The sequence below is a fragment of the Lysinibacillus sp. NPDC094177 genome (genome assembly GCF_050279145.1).
GTDB lineage: Bacteria > Bacillota > Bacilli > Bacillales_A > Planococcaceae > Lysinibacillus.
In genome coordinates this window covers 695,562-716,405 of sequence record NZ_JBNNTW010000001.1, presented here as the reverse complement: position 1 = coordinate 716,405, position 20,844 = coordinate 695,562, and the positions used below count along the sequence as shown (strand labels likewise).

26 protein-coding genes, 1 tRNA gene, 2 pseudogenes and 1 riboswitch are annotated in these 20,844 nt (G+C 37.0%); of the genes and pseudogenes, 24 read left to right on the top strand and 5 right to left on the bottom strand.

Annotated elements, in window-relative coordinates:
• Positions 1-127 precede the first annotated feature (127 nt).
• Positions 128-306: riboswitch (Lysine riboswitch) on the top strand.
• Positions 307-648: 342 nt separating this feature from the next.
• Positions 649-1,875 (top strand): aspartate kinase, encoded by a 1,227-nt coding sequence (locus tag ACQKNC_RS03480; RefSeq protein ID WP_427423471.1) that lies wholly within the window; start codon positions 649-651, stop codon positions 1,873-1,875.
• A 125-nt stretch (positions 1,876-2,000) separates the two neighbouring features.
• The gene (locus ACQKNC_RS03475; RefSeq protein ID WP_427423470.1) at positions 2,001-3,260 is read left to right on the top strand and encodes a methyl-accepting chemotaxis protein; all 1,260 of its coding nucleotides are present in this window, start codon (positions 2,001-2,003) and stop codon (positions 3,258-3,260) included.
• Positions 3,261-3,389: 129 nt separating this feature from the next.
• Here ACQKNC_RS03475 and ACQKNC_RS03470 read toward each other — a convergent pair whose 3' ends face one another.
• Positions 3,390-3,824: a YslB family protein gene (locus ACQKNC_RS03470; protein WP_427423469.1), complete on the bottom strand. Its 435-nt coding sequence runs from the start codon at positions 3,822-3,824 to the stop codon at positions 3,390-3,392.
• Between the two features lie 272 nt (positions 3,825-4,096).
• Here ACQKNC_RS03470 and ACQKNC_RS03465 point away from each other — a divergent pair, with 272 nt between their 5' ends.
• The 13 genes from ACQKNC_RS03465 to ACQKNC_RS03405 all read left to right on the top strand — a co-directional run bounded on the left by ACQKNC_RS03465 (position 4,097) and on the right by ACQKNC_RS03405 (position 15,068).
• Positions 4,097-4,711: a succinate dehydrogenase cytochrome b558 subunit gene (locus ACQKNC_RS03465; protein ID WP_427423468.1), complete on the top strand. Its 615-nt coding sequence runs from the start codon at positions 4,097-4,099 to the stop codon at positions 4,709-4,711.
• 66 nt (positions 4,712-4,777) lie between these two features.
• Positions 4,778-6,532 carry a succinate dehydrogenase flavoprotein subunit gene (gene sdhA / locus ACQKNC_RS03460; protein WP_427423467.1) on the top strand — a complete coding sequence of 585 codons (1,755 nt, stop codon included), beginning with the start codon at positions 4,778-4,780 and terminating at the stop codon, positions 6,530-6,532.
• Positions 6,533-6,537: 5 nt separating this feature from the next.
• Positions 6,538-7,317 (top strand): succinate dehydrogenase iron-sulfur subunit, encoded by a 780-nt coding sequence (gene sdhB, locus ACQKNC_RS03455; protein WP_427423466.1) that lies wholly within the window; start codon positions 6,538-6,540, stop codon positions 7,315-7,317.
• 419 nt (positions 7,318-7,736) lie between these two features.
• Positions 7,737-8,195 (top strand): acyl-CoA thioesterase, encoded by a 459-nt coding sequence (locus ACQKNC_RS03450; RefSeq protein ID WP_427423465.1) that lies wholly within the window; start codon positions 7,737-7,739, stop codon positions 8,193-8,195.
• 215 nt (positions 8,196-8,410) lie between these two features.
• The gene (locus ACQKNC_RS03445; RefSeq protein WP_004226437.1) at positions 8,411-8,632 is read left to right on the top strand and encodes a helix-turn-helix domain-containing protein; all 222 of its coding nucleotides are present in this window, start codon (positions 8,411-8,413) and stop codon (positions 8,630-8,632) included.
• A gap of 75 nt (positions 8,633-8,707) precedes the next feature.
• Positions 8,708-9,160 carry a MarR family winged helix-turn-helix transcriptional regulator gene (locus ACQKNC_RS03440; protein ID WP_053484913.1) on the top strand — a complete coding sequence of 151 codons (453 nt, stop codon included), beginning with the start codon at positions 8,708-8,710 and terminating at the stop codon, positions 9,158-9,160.
• A 10-nt stretch (positions 9,161-9,170) separates the two neighbouring features.
• Complete coding sequence (gene racE, locus ACQKNC_RS03435) at positions 9,171-9,968, top strand: glutamate racemase (protein WP_427423464.1); 798 nt, start codon at positions 9,171-9,173, stop codon at positions 9,966-9,968.
• A 132-nt stretch (positions 9,969-10,100) separates the two neighbouring features.
• Entirely contained in the window at positions 10,101-10,850 is a 750-nt protein-coding gene (gene rph, locus ACQKNC_RS03430; protein WP_427423463.1) for a ribonuclease PH, read from the top strand.
• Between the two features lies 1 nt (position 10,851).
• Positions 10,852-11,445 (top strand): XTP/dITP diphosphatase, encoded by a 594-nt coding sequence (locus tag ACQKNC_RS03425; protein WP_427423462.1) that lies wholly within the window; start codon positions 10,852-10,854, stop codon positions 11,443-11,445.
• A 12-nt stretch (positions 11,446-11,457) separates the two neighbouring features.
• Entirely contained in the window at positions 11,458-11,961 is a 504-nt protein-coding gene (locus ACQKNC_RS03420) for a metallophosphoesterase (protein WP_427423461.1), read from the top strand.
• 160 nt (positions 11,962-12,121) lie between these two features.
• Positions 12,122-13,582 carry a protein adenylyltransferase SelO gene (locus ACQKNC_RS03415; protein WP_427423460.1) on the top strand — a complete coding sequence of 487 codons (1,461 nt, stop codon included), beginning with the start codon at positions 12,122-12,124 and terminating at the stop codon, positions 13,580-13,582.
• Between the two features lie 549 nt (positions 13,583-14,131).
• Entirely contained in the window at positions 14,132-14,305 is a 174-nt protein-coding gene (locus ACQKNC_RS03410) for a DUF2639 domain-containing protein (RefSeq protein ID WP_427423459.1), read from the top strand.
• Between the two features lie 61 nt (positions 14,306-14,366).
• Positions 14,367-15,068 (top strand): YqjF family protein, encoded by a 702-nt coding sequence (locus tag ACQKNC_RS03405; RefSeq protein ID WP_427423458.1) that lies wholly within the window; start codon positions 14,367-14,369, stop codon positions 15,066-15,068.
• A gap of 44 nt (positions 15,069-15,112) precedes the next feature.
• Here the strand turns inward: ACQKNC_RS03405 and ACQKNC_RS03400 are convergent.
• Positions 15,113-15,196 (bottom strand): annotated as a pseudogene (locus ACQKNC_RS03400) (3-ketoacyl-ACP reductase); the annotation flags it as partial.
• A 100-nt stretch (positions 15,197-15,296) separates the two neighbouring features.
• On the bottom strand, positions 15,297-15,992 hold the full coding sequence (locus ACQKNC_RS03395) for an SDR family oxidoreductase (RefSeq protein ID WP_427423457.1): 696 nt from the start codon (positions 15,990-15,992) through the stop codon (positions 15,297-15,299).
• A gap of 200 nt (positions 15,993-16,192) precedes the next feature.
• Between ACQKNC_RS03395 and ACQKNC_RS03390 the strand changes: the two genes are divergently transcribed.
• Positions 16,193-16,266: transfer RNA gene (locus ACQKNC_RS03390), tRNA-Arg, on the top strand.
• A gap of 169 nt (positions 16,267-16,435) precedes the next feature.
• Here the strand turns inward: ACQKNC_RS03390 and ACQKNC_RS03385 are convergent.
• Complete coding sequence (locus ACQKNC_RS03385; protein WP_427423456.1) at positions 16,436-17,419, bottom strand: tyrosine-type recombinase/integrase; 984 nt, start codon at positions 17,417-17,419, stop codon at positions 16,436-16,438.
• On the opposite strand from ACQKNC_RS03385, the pseudogene ACQKNC_RS03380 reads away from it, so the two are divergent.
• The 6 genes and pseudogenes from ACQKNC_RS03380 to ACQKNC_RS03355 all read left to right on the top strand — a co-directional run.
• Positions 17,333-17,794: pseudogene (locus ACQKNC_RS03380) on the top strand (Gp37-like protein); the annotation flags it as partial. The gene ACQKNC_RS03385 and the pseudogene ACQKNC_RS03380 overlap by 87 nt on opposite strands.
• 166 nt (positions 17,795-17,960) lie before the next feature.
• The gene (locus ACQKNC_RS03375; protein WP_427423455.1) at positions 17,961-18,308 is read left to right on the top strand and encodes a hypothetical protein; all 348 of its coding nucleotides are present in this window, start codon (positions 17,961-17,963) and stop codon (positions 18,306-18,308) included.
• Positions 18,309-18,398: 90 nt separating this feature from the next.
• A complete protein-coding gene (locus tag ACQKNC_RS03370) occupies positions 18,399-18,686 on the top strand; it encodes a hypothetical protein (protein ID WP_427423454.1) in 288 nt (95 codons plus the stop codon).
• A complete protein-coding gene (locus tag ACQKNC_RS03365) occupies positions 18,676-18,810 on the top strand; it encodes a phage holin (protein ID WP_427423453.1) in 135 nt (44 codons plus the stop codon). Before ACQKNC_RS03370 ends, ACQKNC_RS03365 begins: the two co-directional genes overlap by 11 nt.
• On the top strand, positions 18,786-18,938 hold the full coding sequence (locus tag ACQKNC_RS03360) for a phage holin (protein WP_427423513.1): 153 nt from the start codon (positions 18,786-18,788) through the stop codon (positions 18,936-18,938). Before ACQKNC_RS03365 ends, ACQKNC_RS03360 begins: the two co-directional genes overlap by 25 nt.
• The gene (locus tag ACQKNC_RS03355) at positions 18,935-19,606 is read left to right on the top strand and encodes a M15 family metallopeptidase (RefSeq protein ID WP_427423452.1); all 672 of its coding nucleotides are present in this window, start codon (positions 18,935-18,937) and stop codon (positions 19,604-19,606) included. Before ACQKNC_RS03360 ends, ACQKNC_RS03355 begins: the two co-directional genes overlap by 4 nt.
• 68 nt (positions 19,607-19,674) lie before the next feature.
• Here ACQKNC_RS03355 and ACQKNC_RS03350 read toward each other — a convergent pair whose 3' ends face one another.
• Complete coding sequence (locus ACQKNC_RS03350; RefSeq protein WP_427423451.1) at positions 19,675-20,052, bottom strand: hypothetical protein; 378 nt, start codon at positions 20,050-20,052, stop codon at positions 19,675-19,677.
• Positions 20,053-20,260: 208 nt separating this feature from the next.
• On the opposite strand from ACQKNC_RS03350, the gene ACQKNC_RS03345 reads away from it, so the two are divergent.
• Positions 20,261-20,482, top strand: coding sequence for a transcriptional regulator (locus ACQKNC_RS03345; protein WP_427423450.1), 222 nt, complete (start codon positions 20,261-20,263; stop codon positions 20,480-20,482).
• On the top strand, positions 20,479-20,829 hold the full coding sequence (locus ACQKNC_RS03340; RefSeq protein WP_427423449.1) for an aconitate hydratase: 351 nt from the start codon (positions 20,479-20,481) through the stop codon (positions 20,827-20,829). The genes ACQKNC_RS03345 and ACQKNC_RS03340 overlap by 4 nt, the downstream gene beginning before the upstream one ends.
• Positions 20,830-20,844 lie beyond the last annotated feature (15 nt).

Sequence of the window (20,844 nt, the reverse complement as noted above, 5' to 3'; positions counted from 1 at the left end):
GTTGTATATAACATTGATCTACAATATAGCAATGTTATATACGATGCCTTAGTTTTTTTAGTAGTTTCTATTTATACAAAAATGGAAATTTTCCCCACTAAGGTTCGATTAAATACACTCACTATTTAGTGATGATAGAGGTGCAAGGTTCAAGAGTAGTGCATTTGAGGACGGACAAGTCCAGTGAAAATGTATGAAAGGGGAGCTTGCCGAAGTAGAGCATCGTTGTTTCCGATGCTTAGCTGGTTTTACATTTAAGAGATGTAGGACTGTCGATTCTAAACGTTTCGGAGAGCTATCACACATGCACAAGTTACTTTTATTGTACATGTTATAAGCAGCTTTCACGTTATGTGAGAGTTGCTTTTTTAGTTTTCTAGAGACAACATTTCTCAAAGCAGTTCTTACTATTATGAAATGATGCCAAAAGATTTTCCGTATAACCCCCGAGAGTAAAAGCTATTAATGCAAAAGTGGATTCATACTAAAATCTGTTCTTGATTAAAAAATTTAGAGCGGAGAACGGTGAGTGCTCACGTTGCTTTGCTTTTGTCTCATGCATGTCCCTGAAAATCGTTATTTTGGTGAAGAACTGCAAAAGTATAGCTACTTTATAATCAACAAAAAGTACGAAGGAGAATGATGAAGATGGCGAGAATTGTGATGAAATTTGGTGGTGCCACATTAGTATCAACAGAGCACATTCAAAATGTTGCTAAAAAGGCGATTGCAGAAAAGCAAAGAGGTTTTGATGTTGTCGTTGTCACTACAGCTATGAGGGGGATGGCTAAAGAATTAGCAAAGATGGCTCGTAATCTATCAGACAAAGCGTCTAAGCGTGAACTAGACGCACTATTTTCAACAAGCTCACAACTATCAAGTGCTTTAGTGGCAATTGCTTTGCAGGAAGAAGGATATGATGCAGTGTCATTAACAGGCTGGCAGGCAGGTATTCAAACTGATGCTATATATGGCAATGCACGTATTGATGAGATTGATGTAAGTCGAATTGAAGAGCATTTTACTCAGGGGAAAATTGTAATCGTTGCTGGGGCACAAGGTATCGATAATTTACGGAATATTACGACGCTTGGTAAAGGTGGGGCGGAAACGGCGACTGTAGCTATTGCTGCAGCATTGGAGGCGGAGCGCGTAGATATTTACACGAATGTGGATGGAGTCTATACAGCAGACCCAAGTTACGTTGCTGGGGCACAAAAACTAAAAGAAATTTCCTATGATGAGATGCTAGAGTTATCAAACTTAGGATCACAAATTTTACACCCGAGAGCTGTTGAGTTAGCAAAAAAGTTTCAAATCCCGGTAATAATTCGGTCGAGCGAAATAGATATAGTAGGTACTTTATTAAAGGAGGAAGTTGAAATGGAGAAAAATTTAATTGTACGTGGTGTTGCCTATGAGTCAGACGTTATTCGCTTAACGGTTGGCTATGATGCTTATTCTAATGCTTCGTTAGCAGATATGTTCACAATACTTGCAGAAAATCGCATAAACGTCGATATAATCGTACAAGCAATAATTGATGGTTTAAAACCGACTGTATCATTTACCATTTTGAAAGAGGAGTTCGCCGAAGCATTACGTGTTTTAGAAGATAGCAAATTATCACTAGGGTTTAGTTTTGCTGATTTTGAAATTGGCTTAGCAAAAGTCTCTATAATTGGCTCAGGTATGGCATCTAATCCAGGGGTGGCTGCTCGTATGTTTGATCGTCTACGTCGTGAAGGTATCCCTGTGAAAATGGTAAGTACTTCTGAAATAAAAGTGTCTGTCGTTGTTCCTCAGGACGAAATGATTCGTGCAGCAAATGCATTACATGATGAGTTTAATTTAGAACAAACACTTTACATATAAAATTGAATAAGATGTGTCAGTAATTGGCACATCTTTTTTTGTTTACATCAATTTAATACTTTATCCAATTTTATTATTATATAATAAAATGTGACATGTTTTACCAAGGGAAAGGTGGAGTTTGTATGGTCTTATTCAGATTATTTCAAAAGCCAATGGATGTAAGCGTTGAGAAACACAACGATTTAGAAATACAAATTTTAAAAAAGCGAATTCTGGAATTGGAACTTGAGCAGGAAAGCATTGATGTGAAAAATGCGATTTTAGACTTTGTATTAGCACACATGGAGTTAATTAATTTTCAAACGGCTTTAAAGGTTAAAAATGTCTCAACGAGTGTAGGGGATATTTCTGCGATGAGTGAAGAAATGTCGTCAAATACAGAAGAGATGCTTGCGGTTGAGCAAAATGTTAATGCAAACATTCAAGAAATAAAACAGCATTCATTACTACTTGTTGAGGAAATGGAATCATCCATTACAAAAGGCGAGATAGTTCAGGAATTGTTGATCAAAGGAGCTCGATCAACAGAGCAGTTGAATGATGAAGTAATTAAAATGGATGATATTAGTAAAAGTGTAACCGGTCTTGCCGATCAAACACAACTGCTAGCCTTAAATGCCTCCATTGAAGCCGCACGTGCTGGTGAGCATGGGAAGGGCTTTAATGTTGTCGCGATGGAGGTAGGGAAGCTAGCCAATAGCTCGAAAGGTTCATTGCAAGAAATGACGAAAATTCGATCAGTTATTGATAAGAAATTACAAAACACAATAACAAATATCAAACAAGTAGAACATTATTTAACTGATTTTTTAAGTATCATGAAGGACAATATTGCTAATCTGACTGTAACAAGTAAAAATATTGAAGAAGCAGCACTTGGAATTCATCAAATAACAGTCGCATCAGAAGAAAATGTAATAGCTGTTGGCCGTTTAGCGGAAACAATGACGGAATTATCACATACTAGTAACTTCTCGGATATAATACAAAATCAAGTTTCTGAAATGTTAAAAGCTATTGCACCGACAATTCGAAAGCCTTCAGAGCAAACGGTAGTTAGCCAATTGGCAGCAAGATTAATGGATCATGCTAACTTTTTACGGACTGCTATCCAAAAGGCGGGCCATAAAGAGACAATAAAAACGCATCATCAATGTACGTTTGGAGAATGGTATTATGGACATTTTGAGCAATATAAGAATTTACCAGAATATCGTCAAATAGAACAACCTCATGAATTGGTACATATGGCTGCACAAAAATTAGTTAATGAACTGTCAATTATTAACCTAGAGGAAATGATTCAACACTCGCTTAATATTTTAGAAGCGTTTATTTCGTTAATAGATGTGCTTTTAAAAGAAAGACATGCACAACTATAATAAATATAAAGGGATTCGATTTTCGTTGCGACTGAGCACCTTACTGGGGGCGTTTAGTCGCAACGAAAATAAACTTTTATAATAAAAAGGATTGTCATCCATCAATTTGGAATGACAATCCTTTACGTTTTATTCTGTAGGAACGGTGTTCATGATTCGTTCTTTGACGTCCCATTTTACTGTAAACATAACGTTATTATGCTTTTCACTTTTTTCATCATAGCATTCTGTTAAATAACCTTTTGCTTGCTGGATTTGTTCAGCTATAAATCCTGCTTCAAGTCTAAAGCTACGAAGACCGATTTGTAACAGTTCTGGATCATTTGTCAACTGGAATATGCGCCCATCCTTTGATTCTTTGACAAGCTCTAAATTACCCCAACAGGCATCTGCGAAAAATGCGATAAGTTCTTCTTGACTTTTACATGGGAACTTCCGAGCTAGATCTTTTCCTGCCCAGTAAAGGACATCCCCTTCATGTTTGCCAAGAATAGAAGATAAAATATAATCGCGAATTATCTCATAGCCAAATGCTGAGATTGTAGGAGATGAAGTGTTTAACATTGAAAGCCTTCTTTCTTAGAATTTTCTTATAATTCGACACTGATAAAGTAAAGATAGAATTTTCGAGAAAAAACGATGCATCATGTACTAGAATGTTTCTTTAATAAGGACTGCGAAAAACAGCTAGTTGCCTTGACGCTCGTAGCTCTTGAGAGTACAATAAACATGTCATAATATTGTACCATGATGAAATACACAGTCAATGAAGTATCAGTTACAAAATGATGACTTCTTTTGTTGTGCTATTTTAAGTACTAAGGGGGGTAACAGTCTTGTCGAAAGATCGAGAGTTTTTATGGCGTCGTTTACATTCTCTACTTGGTGTGATTCCAGTAGGTCTGTTTCTGATGTTCCACTTGTCAATGAACTTCACTGCTGTTGGTGGTGAACAAGCTTACAATAATGCAGTAGGTAAGATGGATTTAATTCCACACAATCTTCTGTTAGTAATTGAATGGGTAGTTATTTATATCCCATTACTGTTCCACGCATTCTATGGTGTCTTCATTGCATTCACTGCTTCACCAAACACAGGGCGTTTCAGTACATACCGTAACTGGATGTTCTCATTACAACGTTTCACTGGTGTATTCTTAGTGATTTTCATTGCATGGCATATTTTCGAAACGCGTATCCAAAAAGCGTTAGGTGCAGATGTTGAATTCAATATGATCGCAGATATCGTATCGAATCCACTGATGCTTGGATTCTATATTGTTGGTATTTTATCAGCAACTTTCCACTTATCTAACGGCTTATGGGCATTCCTAGTAAGCTGGGGTATTACACAATCTCCTCAGTCTCAAAAGATTGCTACTTATGTAACAAACATTATTTTCGTAATTCTAAGTGTAGTTGGTGTGGCTGCTATTTTATCTTTCGTTTAATTTAATAAAAGCTACTATAGAGGACATGCAATCATTGCAATTTTTTAAGAGGAGTGAGAAATAATCATGGCGAAAAGCAAAATAATTGTTGTCGGCGGCGGTCTAGCTGGTCTGATGGCAACGATTAAAGCAGCTGAAGTTGGTACTGAAGTTGATTTATTCTCATTAGTTCCTGTAAAACGCTCACACTCTGTATGTGCGCAGGGCGGAATTAATGGTGCGGTAAATACAAAAGGTGAAGGGGATTCTCCTTGGATCCACTTTGATGATACAGTATACGGTGGGGACTTCTTAGCGAACCAACCACCAGTTAAGGGTATGTGCGATGCAGCCCCTGGTATTATTCACTTAATGGACCGTATGGGTGTAATGTTCAACCGTACACCAGAAGGTCTTCTTGACTTCCGTCGTTTTGGTGGTACATTACACCACCGTACAGCATTCTCTGGTGCGACAACTGGTCAACAATTACTATACGCGCTAGACGAGCAAGTTCGTTCTCACGAAGTAGCTGGTTTAGTTAACAAATATGAGCACTGGGAATTCCTTGGTGCAGTAGTCGATCCTGACGGCGTTTGTCGTGGTATCGTAGCGCAAGATATGCGTACAGAAGAAATTAAATCATTCCGTGCGGACGCTGTTATTATGGCGACTGGTGGCCCTGGTATTATCTTCGGTAAAACAACTAACTCTGTAATTAATACAGGTTCTGCTGCTTCTATCGTTTACCAACAAGGTGCTACTTACGCGAATGGTGAGTTCATTCAAATTCACCCAACAGCTATTCCTGGAGATGACAAAAACCGTCTAATGTCAGAATCAGCTCGTGGTGAAGGTGGCCGTATTTGGACTTATAAAGACGGTAAACCTTGGTACTTCTTGGAAGAGAAATACCCAGCATATGGTAACTTAGTACCACGTGATATTGCAACACGTGAAATTTTCGACGTTTGTGTGAACCAAAAACTTGGTATCAACGGCGAAAACATGGTATACCTAGATCTTTCTCATAAAGATCCACATGAGTTAGATGTAAAACTTGGTGGTATTATTGAAATCTACGAAAAATTCGTAGGTGATGATCCACGTAAACTACCAATGAAAATTTTCCCAGCAGTTCACTACTCAATGGGTGGATTATGGGTTGACTACAACCAAATGACTGAAATTCCTGGTTTATTTGCAGCAGGTGAATGTGATTACTCTCAACATGGTGCAAACCGTCTTGGTGCGAACTCATTATTATCTGCTATCTATGGTGGTATGGTTGCTGGTCCAAACGCAGTAGATTATGTTAAACATCTTAAAAAGCATGCTGAAGATCTTCCACAAGAAGTATTCGATGCTCGCGTTAAAGAAGAACAAGCTAAATGGGATGCTATCATGAAAATGGATGGCACAGAAAACGCTTACTTACTTCATAAAGAGCTTGGTGAAATGATGACAGCTACTATGACAGTAGTACGTTACAACGACCAACTTGAAGATACATTGAACAAACTTGATGAATTCCAAAAACGTTGGGAAAACATTAACATCAACGATACACAAAAATGGAGTAACCAAGGTGCTCACTTTACGCGTCAGTTGAAAAATATGATTTACCTAGCGAAAGTAATGACAAAAGGTGCATTATTACGTAACGAATCTCGTGGTGCACACTACAAACCAGATTTCCCGAACCGTGATGATGAGAACTTCTTAAAAACAACAATGGCGAAGTTTGATCCAACTACTGGTAATCCAATTATCACGTACCAAGAAGTCGACGTTTCATTAATTCCACCACGTAAACGTGATTACTCTGCGAAAGGAGACTAAGAATTATGGATATCGCAGCTAATACTGGAAGAATGGTAAAAGTTGAAATTTTACGTCAAGATACAAAAGGTGGCAATGGCTACTGGCAGAAATTCGAAGTTCCTTACCGCCATGGTATGAACGTTATTTCTGTATTAATGGAAATTCAAAAGAATCCAGTTATGTCAAATGGTGAAAAAACAACACCAGTTGCATGGGACATGAACTGTCTTGAAGAGGTTTGTGGTGCATGTTCAATGGTTATCAATGGCCGTCCACGTCAATCTTGTTCAACACTGATTGATCAATTGACTGAACCAGTGCGCCTTGAGCCTATGAAAACATTCCCAGTTATTCGTGACTTACAAGTTGACCGTGAACGTATGTTCAATGCACTTAAAAAAGTTAAAGCATGGGTTCCAATCGATGGTACTTATGATTTAGGTGAAGGTCCACGTATGCCAGAAGGTAAACGTCAATGGGCTTATGAATTATCTAAATGTATGACTTGTGGTGTATGTATGGAAGCATGTCCAAACGTGTCTGAAAAAGCTTCATTCATCGGACCAGCACCATTATCACAAGTACGTCTATTCAACACTCACCCAACAGGTGCAATGATTAAAGACGAACGTTTAAATGCAATCATGGGCGATGGTGGCCTTGCAAACTGCGGTAACTCGCAAAACTGTGTAGCTGCTTGTCCAAAAGGTATTCCTTTAACAACATCTATCGCATCATTAAACCGTGCAACTACAGTGCAAATGTTCCGTAACTTCTTCGGTTCTGACCACTACGTTGACTAATAGTACAAGCTTTACTCCCAACTCCCTTACACTCAATGTGTGAGGGGGTTTTTTCTTTGTAAAATATTAAATAATTTTGGAGATTAACTACTCATAAATGCCTGATTGGTGAAGACTATTTCAGTGGAGATGAAGAAACTCCTCACTGATTCAAGTTTCGCATTATATGGAGTTCTGAATAGGGTCATTTTCAAGAAAGATTAATAAACTAAATATGATGATTTCAAAACAGTAGAAAAATAGAATGGGAATGCCGAGTTGTACGAAAAACAATGGATTTTTAAATAAATCGAGCGAAAATTTGAATTTTCTATGATAATATAGTGTTTTCCTTTATAATGAATACATATTCATTTTGATTTGCTAATTCTATATGTTATTTCGGAAAGAAGCGAATGAAAATTAGGGGGATGGTTTAGATGAAGGCAAATTATATCGAAGATTTTCAGGAATGGGCAAAGGATTTTGCATTTTTTATTGAGGTCCGTGTACGTTTTTCAGAGACGGATATGTACGGTCATATGAATAATACAGTTAGCTTTACATATTTTGAACAGGCACGAATCGATTATTTCCGCCATTTAGGTGTTCTAATGCCATCAGCAATTGATGAAAATGTAGAGGGGATTCCGATTGTAGCCGATTTACAATGTGATTACGTGAAGCAGGTTTTCTTTGATGATGTGCTAAGAATTTATACAAAGATAGCGACAGTAGGGAACTCATCAATGGATATTCATTACTTAGCGAAAAATCAACATGATGAGGTTTGCTTTACGGGAAGAGGGACGGTCGTGCAAATGAACCCACGAACTGGAAAGAGTGTACCTTTATCTGAAGAAGAAAAAGTTCAGTTAGCAAGATTGGCGTTCATATAATATTGGAAAAGGATGATTATTGTAAAATGCTTTCACAGAGTAAAAACATTGATTTCGACAGTTGAAATTGCATTTTTACATAAAATCCATTGATTCATGGAAGCAATTTCCGAATTTTTTTAAGAACCAAGAGATATTCATGAAAATAGCCGTCACCGCTCCTCATTCCTTAACATAAGTTACAATACGTGCGGGGGAGGAGGGTGTAACTGAAAATGAATGGCTCTCATCATCGTTCTCTTTTAACAAACCGAGAACGTGAAATATTTGCGCTTTTATTAGCTGAAAAAACAACGAGGGATATTGCAGAGCAACTTGGTATTAGTGAAAAAACAGTGCGAAATCACATTTCCAATACAATTCAAAAGTTAGGTGTAACGAATCGATCTCAGGCGTTAATTGAGCTGTTACGCTTAGAAGAATTCAAATTAGACTAAATGGACACTTGCTATTTCAGAAAAAAAACGACAAAATAGAACTATTCAACGTATTTTTAGGAGTGGAATAGTTATATGTCGGATGAAGTAACAAAGCACTCACCTGAAACCGTTGCAACGGTTGAAAAGGAATTACGCTATATAGCGGCGATTGTGAAGCAAAAAGGAAGAGAGATTGTTTCACAATATGCGATTACGCCGCCACAATTTGTTGCATTACAGTGGTTAGAAGAGCTTGGAGATATAACAATTGGCGACCTGTCAAATCGATTATACTTAGCTTTTAGTACAACAACAGATTTAGTGGACCGAATGGAGAAAAATGAATTAGTAAAGCGAGTGCGTGACGAAAATGATCGTCGTGTCGTTGTTGTTCATCTTCTCGAAAAGGGCGAACGTATTATTCAAGAGGTTATTGAAAAAAGACAGCAATACTTGCAAGAGAAGCTTGTTGGTTTTAACGAACAAGAAGTCGCGCAATTATCAAGCTATTTAGAGAAACTACATGTACACATGAAACAGGATTGAGGCGGAAAGTATGAATGCCCCGATAGGCGTTATTGACTCAGGAGTAGGCGGTTTAACCGTAGCAAAAGAAATAATGAAGCTATTACCAAACGAAACGATATATTATATTGGTGATACAGCAAGGTGTCCGTATGGTCCAAGAACTCGTCAGGAAGTACGAAATTTCACTTGGCAAATGGCAAAAGCACTAGAGAAAATGAATATCAAAATGCTCGTCATTGCTTGTAATACAGCGACTGCAGTAGCACTCGAAAGTTTACAAAGAAATATGCCTTTTCCGGTACTAGGCGTTATTAATGCTGGCGCACGTGCAGCTGTAAAGAAAACGAAGCGACATGAAGTCGTTGTGCTTGCAACAGAAGGAACGATTAAAAGTGGGGCATATGAAGAAGCCTTACTATCACTGAATACGTCAACTCATATAATTCCGTTGGCTTGTCCAACATTTGTACCACTTGTAGAAAGTGGCGAGTATAAAGGTGAATTTGCAAATAAATTAATTGCGGAAGGCTTAAAGCCGTTGAAAAATGAACAATTTGATACGGTCATACTAGGATGCACGCATTATCCAATATTGCAAAAACAAATTGAAGCTGTTGTCGGAGATGAAGTTTTTGTGTTATCTTCCGCAGAAGAAACAGCAAAGGATGTTCAAGAAATGCTTGCGTATAATGGCACTTTGGCTGATTCAGATGCAGTGCCTGCTCACAAATTTTATGCCACTGGCTCTGTTCCAATTTTCCGTTCGATTGCTGAAAGTTGGCTTGAGCAAGGTACTCTCAATATAAAACGTATTACATTAAAATAAAAAATCAGCTTAGCTATGGGCTAGGCTGATTTTTTACGTTTTTAGCAAGTACATAAGGGACTGAGCACTTTTTTGAAGGTGAAAATTATGTTAAGATGAGGGCGCGAAAGTTTTTAGGAGGAACGAAAAAAGATGACAAGATTTGATGGAAGAAATGTAAATGAACTACGTCCTGTGAAAATAGATAGTGAGTATCTATTGCATCCAGAAGGCTCGGTTTTAATTCAAGTAGGCAATACAAAAGTAATTTGTACGGCAACGATTGAGGATAAAGTTCCTGGTTTTTTACGTGGACAAGGCAAAGGTTGGATCACTGCAGAATACTCAATGCTACCTCGTGCAACAGCACAGAGAACAGCACGCGAATCATCTCGTGGCAAAGTCAATGGCCGCACAATGGAAATCCAACGTTTAATTGGTCGTGCATTACGTGCTGTCGTTGACTTAGAAGCACTTGGGGAGCGTACCGTGTGGATTGATTGTGATGTGATTCAAGCAGACGGAGGGACGCGTACAGCTTCAATAACAGGAGCATTTGTAGCGATGACACAGGCAATTGCTAAGTTTGCTGAAGAAAAAACATTTAAAAAATTCCCGGTGACAGACTATTTAGCTGCAACAAGTGTTGGTATTGTAGAGGAACACGGGGCAATTTTAGACTTAAACTACGTTGAAGATGTCGCTGCTGCCGTAGATATGAATATCGTCATGACAGGAGCAGGTCAATTTGTTGAGCTTCAAGGGACAGGTGAAGAAGCAACCTTTTCTCGTGAAGAATTAAATGAACTACTGTCATTAGGTGAAGAGGGCATTCAACAATTGATTGTACTTCAAAAAGAGGCACTAGGTGAATTGGCTAACAAAGTGGGAGGAAATGAATAACATGAAACAAGTAGTCATTGCAACTAAAAATAAAGGCAAAGCAAAAGATTTCGAAGCGTTATTCGGTCCACTTGGCTATGAAGTAGTAACGATGTTTGATGTAGCCCCAGAGATGGAAATAGAAGAAACAGGCACTACCTTTGAGGAAAATGCAATCTTAAAGGCAGAAGCATTGGCAAAAGAACTAAACACAATTGTTATTGCCGATGATAGTGGCTTAGCTGTTGATGCATTAAATGGTGAACCAGGTGTTTATTCCGCACGTTATGCTAGTGATCATGATGATGAAGCAAACATGGTTAAACTCTTAGAAAACCTAAAAAATGTCGAGGATGAAAAACGTACAGCACGCTTCTGCTGTTGCATTGCAATTGCAGGGCCTGGATTTGAAACAACAACAGTTTTTGGTACTTGTGAAGGCGTTATTGCACACGAAAAACGTGGTACTAACGGATTTGGTTATGATCCAATCTTCTTTGTCCCAAGCTTAAACCGTATGATGGCAGAGCTATCAGCAGATGAAAAAGGAGCAATTTCCCATCGTGGGAATGCTATTCGTAAGTTGAAGGAACAATTACCTAATCTTATAAAATAAGAGGTGATATCCATGCAAATACTAGTCATGAGTGATACACATGGCGATAGTAATGTGATTGAAAAAGTTCGTGGTTATTATCCAAATGTTGATGCTTTCATCCATTGTGGAGATAGTGAGCTTCCTTTCTCCCATAAAGCATTGGATGGTATGAAGAAAGTAAGAGGAAATTGTGACATCGATAAAGCCTTTCCGGATGAAGCGGTATTCGATTTAGCGGACGTCACAGTCTTTGTCACACATGGCCATTTATTCAATGTAAAAACCTCGGTCTTGTCATTATCCTATCGTGCCAAAGAGGTAGACGCACAAATTGCTTGCTTTGGTCACTCTCATATTCTTGGGGCGGAAATGATTGATGATGTGTTATTTTTAAATCCGGGGAGCTTATTAAAACCACGTGGTCGTAAAGAAAAAAGCTTTGCCCTTTTAGAGGCCGAAGACACACATTTTGAAGTGAAGTTCTTTACGGATGATAATAGCCATATTTCCACCCACAAGTTTATGCGAAAATGATGTAACAAAAACGCTTAAGTTCTAGAAACTATAAGCGTTTTTTGTTGTATCCCGATTTGTAAGACATGCTGCCCTGAAAGCTTCCTAAATGGAAAAAATGGCTATGAATTGTTTATGATGAAGTAGAAAAAATAAATATAAACGTAACAAAGGAGAAAACATGGACAATAAAATAGGATGGAATTTTGATAATAGCTATACTCGCCTACCAAACATTTTTTATACAGCAATCAATTTAAATCCAGTTCGTTCACCAAAGTTAATCATGTTAAATGAATCAGTTGCCAATGCACTTGGCTTAAACGTCGATGCTTTGCAAAGCGAGGAAGCGGTAGCGATTTTTGCAGGTAACAACAATCCGACTGGTGGCATGCCTATTGCCCAAGCTTATGCAGGTCATCAATTCGGTCACTTTAATATGCTTGGAGACGGAAGAGCACTGTTGTTAAGTGAACAACTAACACCAACTCATGAACGCTTTGATATCGCGCTTAAAGGCTCAGGAAGAACGCCTTATTCCCGTGGCGGAGATGGCAGAGCAACACTTGGTCCAATGCTACGTGAATACATTATTAGTGAAGCCATGTATGCACTTGGCATTCCAACTACTCGAAGTCTAGCTGTCGTGACTACAGGAGAAATGATCCTTCGTGAAACAGAGCTTCCAGGTGCAGTTTTAACTCGTATTGCAAGCAGTCATTTGCGAGTTGGAACTTTCCAATATGCAGCGAACTTTGGATCGGATGAGGAGTTAAAAGCATTGGCGGATTATGCTTTGGAGCGTCACTTTCCTAATGCTGATGAAGCTCAAAATCGTTATTTAACCCTGCTACAGGAAGTTATCAAGAAACAAGCATCTCTCATTGCAAAATGGCAGCTAGTTGGTTTTATTCATGGAGTCATGAACACGGATAATATGACTATTAGTGGTGAGACAATTGATTATGGTCCTTGCGCTTTCATGGACACTTATGATCCAGCGACAGTATTTAGCTCTATAGATAGACAAGGCCGTTATGCATATGGTAATCAGCCTAATATCGGAGGATGGAATTTAACGCGATTTGCTGAATCATTAATACCGTTAATCCATGAAAATCAGGAAGAGGCTATAAACTTAGCTCAAGAGACTCTAAAGCAATATTCTCAGTTGTATTATTCAAACTGGCTAACAGGTATGCGAGCAAAGCTTGGAATATTTAACGAAGAAGATCAGGACGAGGCACTAATTGAGGAACTTCTAAAGTTAATGCAGCAACATCAAGCAGACTATACGAATACATTTATCGCATTAACCTTCGATAAATTTGCTGACTCAACGTTATTTAGTACAAATGAATTTAAAGAATGGCATAAGAATTGGCTAGCTAGGCTGGAAAGACAGCAAGAAACAAAAGACATGTCCCAACAATTAATGCGTGATCATAATCCAGCAGTAATTCCACGAAATCACCGTGTAGAAGAAGCATTAGAAGCTGCTGTTGAACAAGGAGACTATAGCGTAATGGAGCGATTACTGGATGCTCTTGCTCAACCTTTTGCACATTGTAAGGAGCAGCAGGAATATGCAACATTACCAACACCATCTAACCAACCATATCGAACTTATTGTGGCACATAAGGTGAAAACCGAGGGAATAAAGCTATATTAAATAAAGTATGGCTCTTCGGCAAAACGAGGGGTTGATTTCCGTTCCGACTGAGCGCTTTGCCGCTGACGCTTCGCTTTCGCGCAGAGCAGAGCTTCCTGGGGGCGTCCGATGAGCCGCTTCGCTTCGCTGCAGGGTCTCATCTGTGACGCTGTGATCCCCAAGGAGTCGCCCAGCCTCCACTCCAATCAACCAGCTCACATAGTATGTATCTTCTGACATATCACTTTAATTTATGGTTATAAAACGAAACTTTAGCAATAGAGTTTTTTGTACGAAAGCGAAGCGTCAGCGACAATGTTTTATCTGTGCGAAAGCGAAGCGTCAGCAACAAAGCGAGTAGCCTGGAACGGGATTCACCCTTATTTAAAGAGCAACAACATTCACCAAAATTACCTTGACCCATTTTGTTTTTCAACAGTACGAAAACGAAGGATAAATTCTTCGTTTTTTTTATTTTGAAAAAATGTCACTACATAATTTCTTGAGCATACGCTATGTATGAGTATTAGTGAAGGAGAATGTGTACAGTGCATAAGTATTCAAAAGGCTGGTTTGTTAAGCAACTTCGAGATCATGGTATTTTAGTGCATCCACAATATAAAAGTCATTTAGGCAATTATAAAGAATCCGAACTGCGCAATTTATATTACCGATATGTTGAAAAAGAAACGTTAGATTCAGAACAAAAATAGTCAGTTTCGTTTGAATAACTCCTTTGTAGGAAAGAATTTAACTACAGAAAGGAGTTATATTATGTGGAGTAAATCGTGGATTTTGACGCAAATATGGCAAGATGTGTTGTTTCTGCATTGGCCAGTTTCACCTAAGGATTTAGAATACTACATTCCGCAAGAGTTGCAACTGGATCTCTATGAAAATAACGCTTGGCTTAGTGCTGTCCTTTTTAAAGTAAAAGGACAGCGACTAAGATTTCTACCACCATTACCAGGAGTAGGTTCTCATTTACAGCTTAATGTCCGGACATATGTTACATATAACGGCATGAAAGGCATCTATTTCTTCAACTTAGACGTTACGAATCGTTTTATTGTACAAATAGCCACAAAGGGCAGTTTAGCATATCGCCATTCCAAAATATCTTTAAAACAAAAAGGGAACAATTTTTCTTTTATAAGTTTATATCACGGTGCACAGGATGAAAGGTTGAAAATTTCATATCAACCGATTGCCAGTGAAATAAGTAGTTCTACCTTTGATAAATGGTTAGTGGAACGTTATCACTCTTGGTCAAAATGGAAGAGCTCTCTAGTTCGCATAGATATAGATCATATGCCATGGCAGCTGCAACGAGTTCATATTAACATTGAAAGCAATACACTAGCTCCATTTGTGAAGGAATCTATCCAAGGCATTCAACCTATTGCTCATTATTCAAAGAGTAAAGAGGCAAGAATTTATACGCCAAAAGTAGAAAACGGATTCAAAAATGCTTAGTGAATCTGGTTTGCTTTTGTTCGTTGATTAAGTAGTAGTTTGACCTATTCTTCATATATCATTTTCTTTGTCATCCCACCATCCACTGTTAAATTAATGCCTGTGACGAAATTATTTGTTGGGCTTGTTCAATTATGCCTTGGCATAATTGCGTCCGGAATCGGCTTTGTGCATGCACAAAGAACTCCTTTCTGATTCCGTGACATCCGCCGGAGGCTTTAACTTCTTTCAGTGGGTGCTTGGACATCTGCTGAAAGAAGTTAAATACAAGCAAGCCTGTGCAATGTCTGCAGGAACGCCTACACGCCCCGATAAATGCTGCTCGTGATCATTCTTACGGAGCTGTTCATAATCACCTGTTTCAATCCAACCAGGCGAAATACAATTAACCGTGATATTATCTGGACCTAAAGAACTCGCTAAAGCATGTGTTAATGCGACGATACCGCCTTTTGTTGCTGCATAGGCTTCAGTATGAGGCTCAGACATCTCTGCGCGTGTAGAGGCTATAGAAACAATTGAGCCGCCATTGGCATTTGCTCGCATAACTTTTGCAGCCTCCCTTGAACTTAAGAAGACACTTGTTAAATTTGTTTGAATCGTATCATTCCATTCATCTAATGTTACGTCATAGAGAGATTTATGTTGAAATTTACCCGCATTATTAATTAAAATATGGATAGTACCAAAATGATCAACTACTTTTTGCATTAAAGAAACGATGTCCTGCTCTTTCGTAACATCTGTTTGAGCAAAAAGAACAGAATGACCTTGCGCAAGTAAATCCATTTCTAATTGCTGTCCTAATTCTTTGTTTATATCGGCAATAACTACATTGGCACCATTTCGTGCATACTCTTGCACAATGCCTCTACCAATACCTTGCGCTCCACCAGTTACAACTACGACTAAATCTTTAAACATATTGCTTCCTCCAGTTTGTTTACTTTTCATTATTTTAACAAAAGTAGAGATGAGGGGGGCATAATGGGATACAGGAAATCATATAATATTAATATTGAGGCAAACCTTGCCTTCATAGTAAAATTAATGTTGACTTTATGATAAAAAGCACATATAATAAATATTGTCCTTCACTTGGACTACATATAAAATAATATCATGTCTCAGTAGCTCAGCAGGATAGAGCAACGGCCTTCTAAGCCGTCGGTCGGGGGTTCGAATCCCTCCTGGGACGTCTATTGTAAATCAATGTTGATTTTTAATCGAAATGAAAAGCGCTTGAAACCTTATGAATACGGGGTTTTGAGCGTTTTTTTATTATTTGATAAATATTGAAAATCGCATTGAATAACATATAAAATATATTTGAGGTAAACAAAATGTAAACACGGTAAACAAAATAATTAAGATGAATAAACGTTGATAGCTATTTCTTCATCTCGTTCTTCCATCTCTTTTAATACATGCGAATAATGATCTAGTGTTGTTTGAATATCAGAATGGCCTAAGCGTTTTGAAACAGAATGAATATTAGCGCCTTTATATATCAAAACATTAGCATGAGTATGCCGTAAGCCATGAATTGAAATATGTTCAATTTCCAACGCATCTAATGTTTTTCGTAATAATTTATTAGCACCTTCATTTGTTACTGTTTTAATGACTGATTGTCTGTAGAAAACTAAGTTATTTTCATTTTCAGGTACAGCTAATATTAATTTTTTAAATTCATTCATAACTTTCTTATCTATAGAAATTTTTCTTTCTGATTGTTCATTCTTTAATGGCCCGAATCCAGTTCCTCTTTTGTAGTCCCATGCTCTATAAACTTTAATTTGGTTCTTTTTAAAATCGAAGCAATCTATAGTTAGTCCAGTTAATTCACCAAACCGAAGACCTGATACTAGTCCTAATAAAATTAAATGATAGGTACTTGTAGAAGGTGACAACCGTTTAAATAATTCATTATATAATTTAACACTTTCATTATAATTCAAGTGCTTATCTTCACTCTTCTTAGCATTTTGGGTAGCGTTTAATTCCACTTTGCGAGTGAAGTCTATCATTATATATCCTTCATCAATTGCATCTCTTACACAAGCTCTTATGTGTGTATTAAGCTTCCTAACAGTCTCCTTTGATTTACCTTTACCATAATCATTTAAAAACAATTGATAATCTGCTCGAGTTATTTTTTGAATAGGTTTATCTTTGAAATATTCTTTAACACGTTCAGAAGAATTAGAATAACGGTTATAGGTATTAATGTGTTTATTGGATTTATATAATTCAAAAATGTAGCAATAGTTGCCGGACAAGGTGAAGGTGTAGAAAGACGAGTAATTGAAGTTGCTGGCGTTGGAATTGGAACTGGTATCAATCGCCACGAAGAATTTATCGACGCTCGAGATATAGCTGAAACGGATGAAGATGATAATCCATTACCAGAACAAAAAGTCATTCAAGCTTTAACTGATCGTGGGCAACAAAAGCTAGGTGAGCTTATGCAAGAATAATACTTAGAAGGACAGATATTAACCAATAGTCCATTTAAGTATCAAAAGGATTATGATTTAGGTGATGTTACCACTATTCAAAATAACAGTTGGGGAATAACTATGGATGCTCGTATTACTGATATTAAAGAAATTTATGAAACATCAGGGTTTAGTATTGAAGCTACATTCGGTAATAATCGTCCTACGTTGATTCAAAAGATTAAGCAAGAATTGAGTCAGATTAGTGGTGAAGTTAGGAGATGAACACAATCATACGCATATTAAATTTATCGTCTATTATTTTGAAGTAAACAATTACCTTTTGATAGAATTTTGGCAGAATTACTTCAATTGAATTTTTTATTGCAATTAAACTCCATTTAAAGTACAATTAAAGTGTAGTTAAAATACAATTATAGGGGTTGATGTAATGAAAATTCAAAAGACATACTCTGCTGAGGAATTTGCTGATCAAGTGGGTGAAAAAGTAGCCAATATTCGCACATTCCGATTATTTGCTAGGGAATTTAATTTAATTCAAAACCATGAGTTATTGACTGAGGCCTTTTTACCAGCATGGGACATCGCTCAAAAATTACATTATGAAAAAAGCGTAAAGTGGGAAAATGCAATGAAACATGGTCTTATTGAAGTGTTCGGGGTATCTGTAAATCAAAGTTCATCGGAAAATGAATCAGCAACAACTAGTAGTATTGAGGAAAAACTTGATGAAATAATAGTTTATTTAAAAAGAATAGCTTCTGCTTTAGAAAAATAATTTGAATCACAAATTTGAAAATAGAATATACTTTTTAGCCTTCCACAATCATCTGTGGAGGGCTTTTATATTAGCGAAAGTAGGTGTTATATGAATATTGAAATGTCATTGCTTTTCGGAGCCATCGGAGCTTTGTTAGGCGTTATTGGTGTAATTGTAACAATGAAAAAAGATAGTAGAAATCAAGGAGCAACGGAAGCGAATATCACTTCTAAGGTCGATTATATAGCACGTGGTGTGGATGATATCCGATTAGATTTAAAAGATCAAGGTCATAAAATTGAAGCATTAAACGAAAAATCAATTCGTAACGAAGAATCAGCGAAACAAGCTCACAAACGAATTGATAAATTGGAGGGAATTACACATGAAAATTAACTGGAAAGTACGTTTGCAGCATAAACAATTTTGGGTGTCATTAATTGCATTACTTATTGTACTCGCTAATCAAATAGCGGGTATTTTTTTTATGTCGATATTACGATTTACAACAATCAAGTAACAGCTATTTCAGAAACTGTTTTAAGTATTTTAGCTTTATTAGGTATTATTATCGACCCAACAACAAACGGTGTTTCAGATAGCCAACAAGCAATGGATTATAACAAACCAAAGGATGATGCTAAATGAGTGCAAGCGTAAATACTACATGTCGAAATTTAGCTGAACTATTACCAGAAGCACAAACCGCATGCCGATTATTGTTCCAAGAGTGCTTTAAGGCAGGCATTAAAAACATATTCATCACAGAAACATACCGCTCTCTGGAACGCCAAAATTACCTATCTGCACAAGGGAGAACACGACTAGGGCAAATTGTTACCTGGACACTGAATAGTAACCATAAATCACGTTTAGCATGGGATATTGCTGTTGGCCCTCCACAATCATTGTATGAAGTGACAACGCTCAATCGAATTGGTGTTATCGCTCGCAAGCTAGGCATCACATGGGGCGGTGATTGGGTAGGTAGTATTGACCGACCTCATTTCGAAGTTAAATCAAATTGGAAAATGCCGAATGGCTATAAGCTTGAAGGACAAGTAATAGTTCCGAGTAATAGCAAATTGCAAGTTCAATTAATTGTGGAAGACAAAAAGGAGGAAATTAAAGTGTCAAATACAAATTGGAATCCAGGTTCACCAACTATGAAAACAGAAACTGAAAACTATCTAGCACAGGCAGTAAAGGATGGTATTATTCAAGCTTCACACTTGAAAGATTTACAAAGTGGAGCAATGACAACTGATCGTTTGATTGGGTTGTATATTACTATTCAACAAAGACGTAGTAAATAAGCAATGAGGACCAGCAAAGCTATTTTAGCTGAGCTGGTTTTATTATCAACAACTATTGAGATTTTCCTTTATCTTGAACTACTGGTAATAATTAAAGAACTAGATGATTCAGAAAGATATACTCCAACTAACTCATTATCTTTTTTGTATGAACAATACCAAGCTTTACTATCTTCATTAAATGCATCTTCTATTGATTTTTCCCATCCATTAATCTTTAGAAAAAGTTCATAGTCTAAAGGAAGTCCTTTACTAGAAGCTTTTGTCCATTCGGCTGAAACAGAATTATCGAACTTATCTTCCCTTTTTTCTGTTATTATTGCACCTCTTGGTACAGGGAAATCATGTAAAATCTCTTCTTTTTCGTATCTTAAATTAAGAAGTAAAAAAGATATTCCTAAAATTGCTACTAATGCAGTTACGATAATTGCTAAGAATTTTTTCATCTCAATCTTTCTCCTATTAATTATTTTCAATCATTTCCATTTTAAGAGATTTATTATTGTTTGTATACATAAATTACAACAAAGCCCAGGTACTCAAATTAACTTTGAGCCTGAGCTTTTTTATTTCCAAAATTTTTTCTTGCCAAAATACAAACGTCTGTTCTAAAATAAAACAAACAAATGTTCTTATTGTAAGGAGTGTGGAATGATGAAAGAGCAACTGATTAAAGCAATGCAACGTAACCAATTTTTAAATATGATGTACATGGCTAAGTCTGGTGAAGTATCAAAAAGACGAATTAAAATCATTAAAATTGTCGGTGATTCGTTTCAAGCTTATTGTTTCAATAAACAGGCAAAGCGTACATTTATGATTGATAGTGTATTGGCGGTTGTTCCAATCACTCAAAGAGAGCGTGAAGTCGTATGATTAAATTTGAACAACAAAGGCTTTTACACAAATTTGTTATTTTAGATTTAGCAATCCAATCTTTACAACGTGATTTCTCCGTTATCGAAAATCTAAAGATGTGTAATGTATATATGACAATGATTGAAAAGTTATTGAAGGCTATAACTAGCGAGCATTACAACATTAAAAGAGATTTAGCGAAAGATAAAATAAAAATTGTTAAGTGGGAAAAGATTGACCAATATTTCAGCGAATTAACCGTTACTACACCTGGAGAGGACCAAGTATTACGATATGCCAATCAAGCACTTAAAACACAGGTGGAAGAATTACTTTTAAGTCATATAAATGAAGGCACTGATTAGGTACCTATTTTTTAT

Coding starts and splice junctions, on each gene's coding strand:
- ACQKNC_RS03480 (WP_427423471.1), top strand. CDS start 649: ATGGCGAGAATTGTGATGAAATTTGGTGGTGCCACATTAGTATCAACA.
- ACQKNC_RS03475 (WP_427423470.1), top strand. CDS start 2,001: ATGGTCTTATTCAGATTATTTCAAAAGCCAATGGATGTAAGCGTTGAG.
- ACQKNC_RS03470 (WP_427423469.1), bottom strand. CDS start 3,824: ATGTTAAACACTTCATCTCCTACAATCTCAGCATTTGGCTATGAGATA.
- sdhA (WP_427423467.1), top strand. CDS start 4,778: ATGGCGAAAAGCAAAATAATTGTTGTCGGCGGCGGTCTAGCTGGTCTG.
- sdhB (WP_427423466.1), top strand. CDS start 6,538: ATGGATATCGCAGCTAATACTGGAAGAATGGTAAAAGTTGAAATTTTA.
- ACQKNC_RS03450 (WP_427423465.1), top strand. CDS start 7,737: ATGAAGGCAAATTATATCGAAGATTTTCAGGAATGGGCAAAGGATTTT.
- ACQKNC_RS03445 (WP_004226437.1), top strand. CDS start 8,411: ATGAATGGCTCTCATCATCGTTCTCTTTTAACAAACCGAGAACGTGAA.
- ACQKNC_RS03440 (WP_053484913.1), top strand. CDS start 8,708: ATGTCGGATGAAGTAACAAAGCACTCACCTGAAACCGTTGCAACGGTT.
- racE (WP_427423464.1), top strand. CDS start 9,171: ATGAATGCCCCGATAGGCGTTATTGACTCAGGAGTAGGCGGTTTAACC.
- rph (WP_427423463.1), top strand. CDS start 10,101: ATGACAAGATTTGATGGAAGAAATGTAAATGAACTACGTCCTGTGAAA.
- ACQKNC_RS03425 (WP_427423462.1), top strand. CDS start 10,852: ATGAAACAAGTAGTCATTGCAACTAAAAATAAAGGCAAAGCAAAAGAT.
- ACQKNC_RS03420 (WP_427423461.1), top strand. CDS start 11,458: ATGCAAATACTAGTCATGAGTGATACACATGGCGATAGTAATGTGATT.
- ACQKNC_RS03415 (WP_427423460.1), top strand. CDS start 12,122: ATGGACAATAAAATAGGATGGAATTTTGATAATAGCTATACTCGCCTA.
- ACQKNC_RS03410 (WP_427423459.1), top strand. CDS start 14,132: ATGTGTACAGTGCATAAGTATTCAAAAGGCTGGTTTGTTAAGCAACTT.
- ACQKNC_RS03405 (WP_427423458.1), top strand. CDS start 14,367: ATGTGGAGTAAATCGTGGATTTTGACGCAAATATGGCAAGATGTGTTG.
- ACQKNC_RS03395 (WP_427423457.1), bottom strand. CDS start 15,992: ATGTTTAAAGATTTAGTCGTAGTTGTAACTGGTGGAGCGCAAGGTATT.
- ACQKNC_RS03375 (WP_427423455.1), top strand. CDS start 17,961: ATGAAAATTCAAAAGACATACTCTGCTGAGGAATTTGCTGATCAAGTG.
- ACQKNC_RS03370 (WP_427423454.1), top strand. CDS start 18,399: ATGAATATTGAAATGTCATTGCTTTTCGGAGCCATCGGAGCTTTGTTA.
- ACQKNC_RS03365 (WP_427423453.1), top strand. CDS start 18,676: ATGAAAATTAACTGGAAAGTACGTTTGCAGCATAAACAATTTTGGGTG.
- ACQKNC_RS03355 (WP_427423452.1), top strand. CDS start 18,935: ATGAGTGCAAGCGTAAATACTACATGTCGAAATTTAGCTGAACTATTA.
- ACQKNC_RS03350 (WP_427423451.1), bottom strand. CDS start 20,052: ATGAAAAAATTCTTAGCAATTATCGTAACTGCATTAGTAGCAATTTTA.
- ACQKNC_RS03345 (WP_427423450.1), top strand. CDS start 20,261: ATGAAAGAGCAACTGATTAAAGCAATGCAACGTAACCAATTTTTAAAT.
- ACQKNC_RS03340 (WP_427423449.1), top strand. CDS start 20,479: ATGATTAAATTTGAACAACAAAGGCTTTTACACAAATTTGTTATTTTA.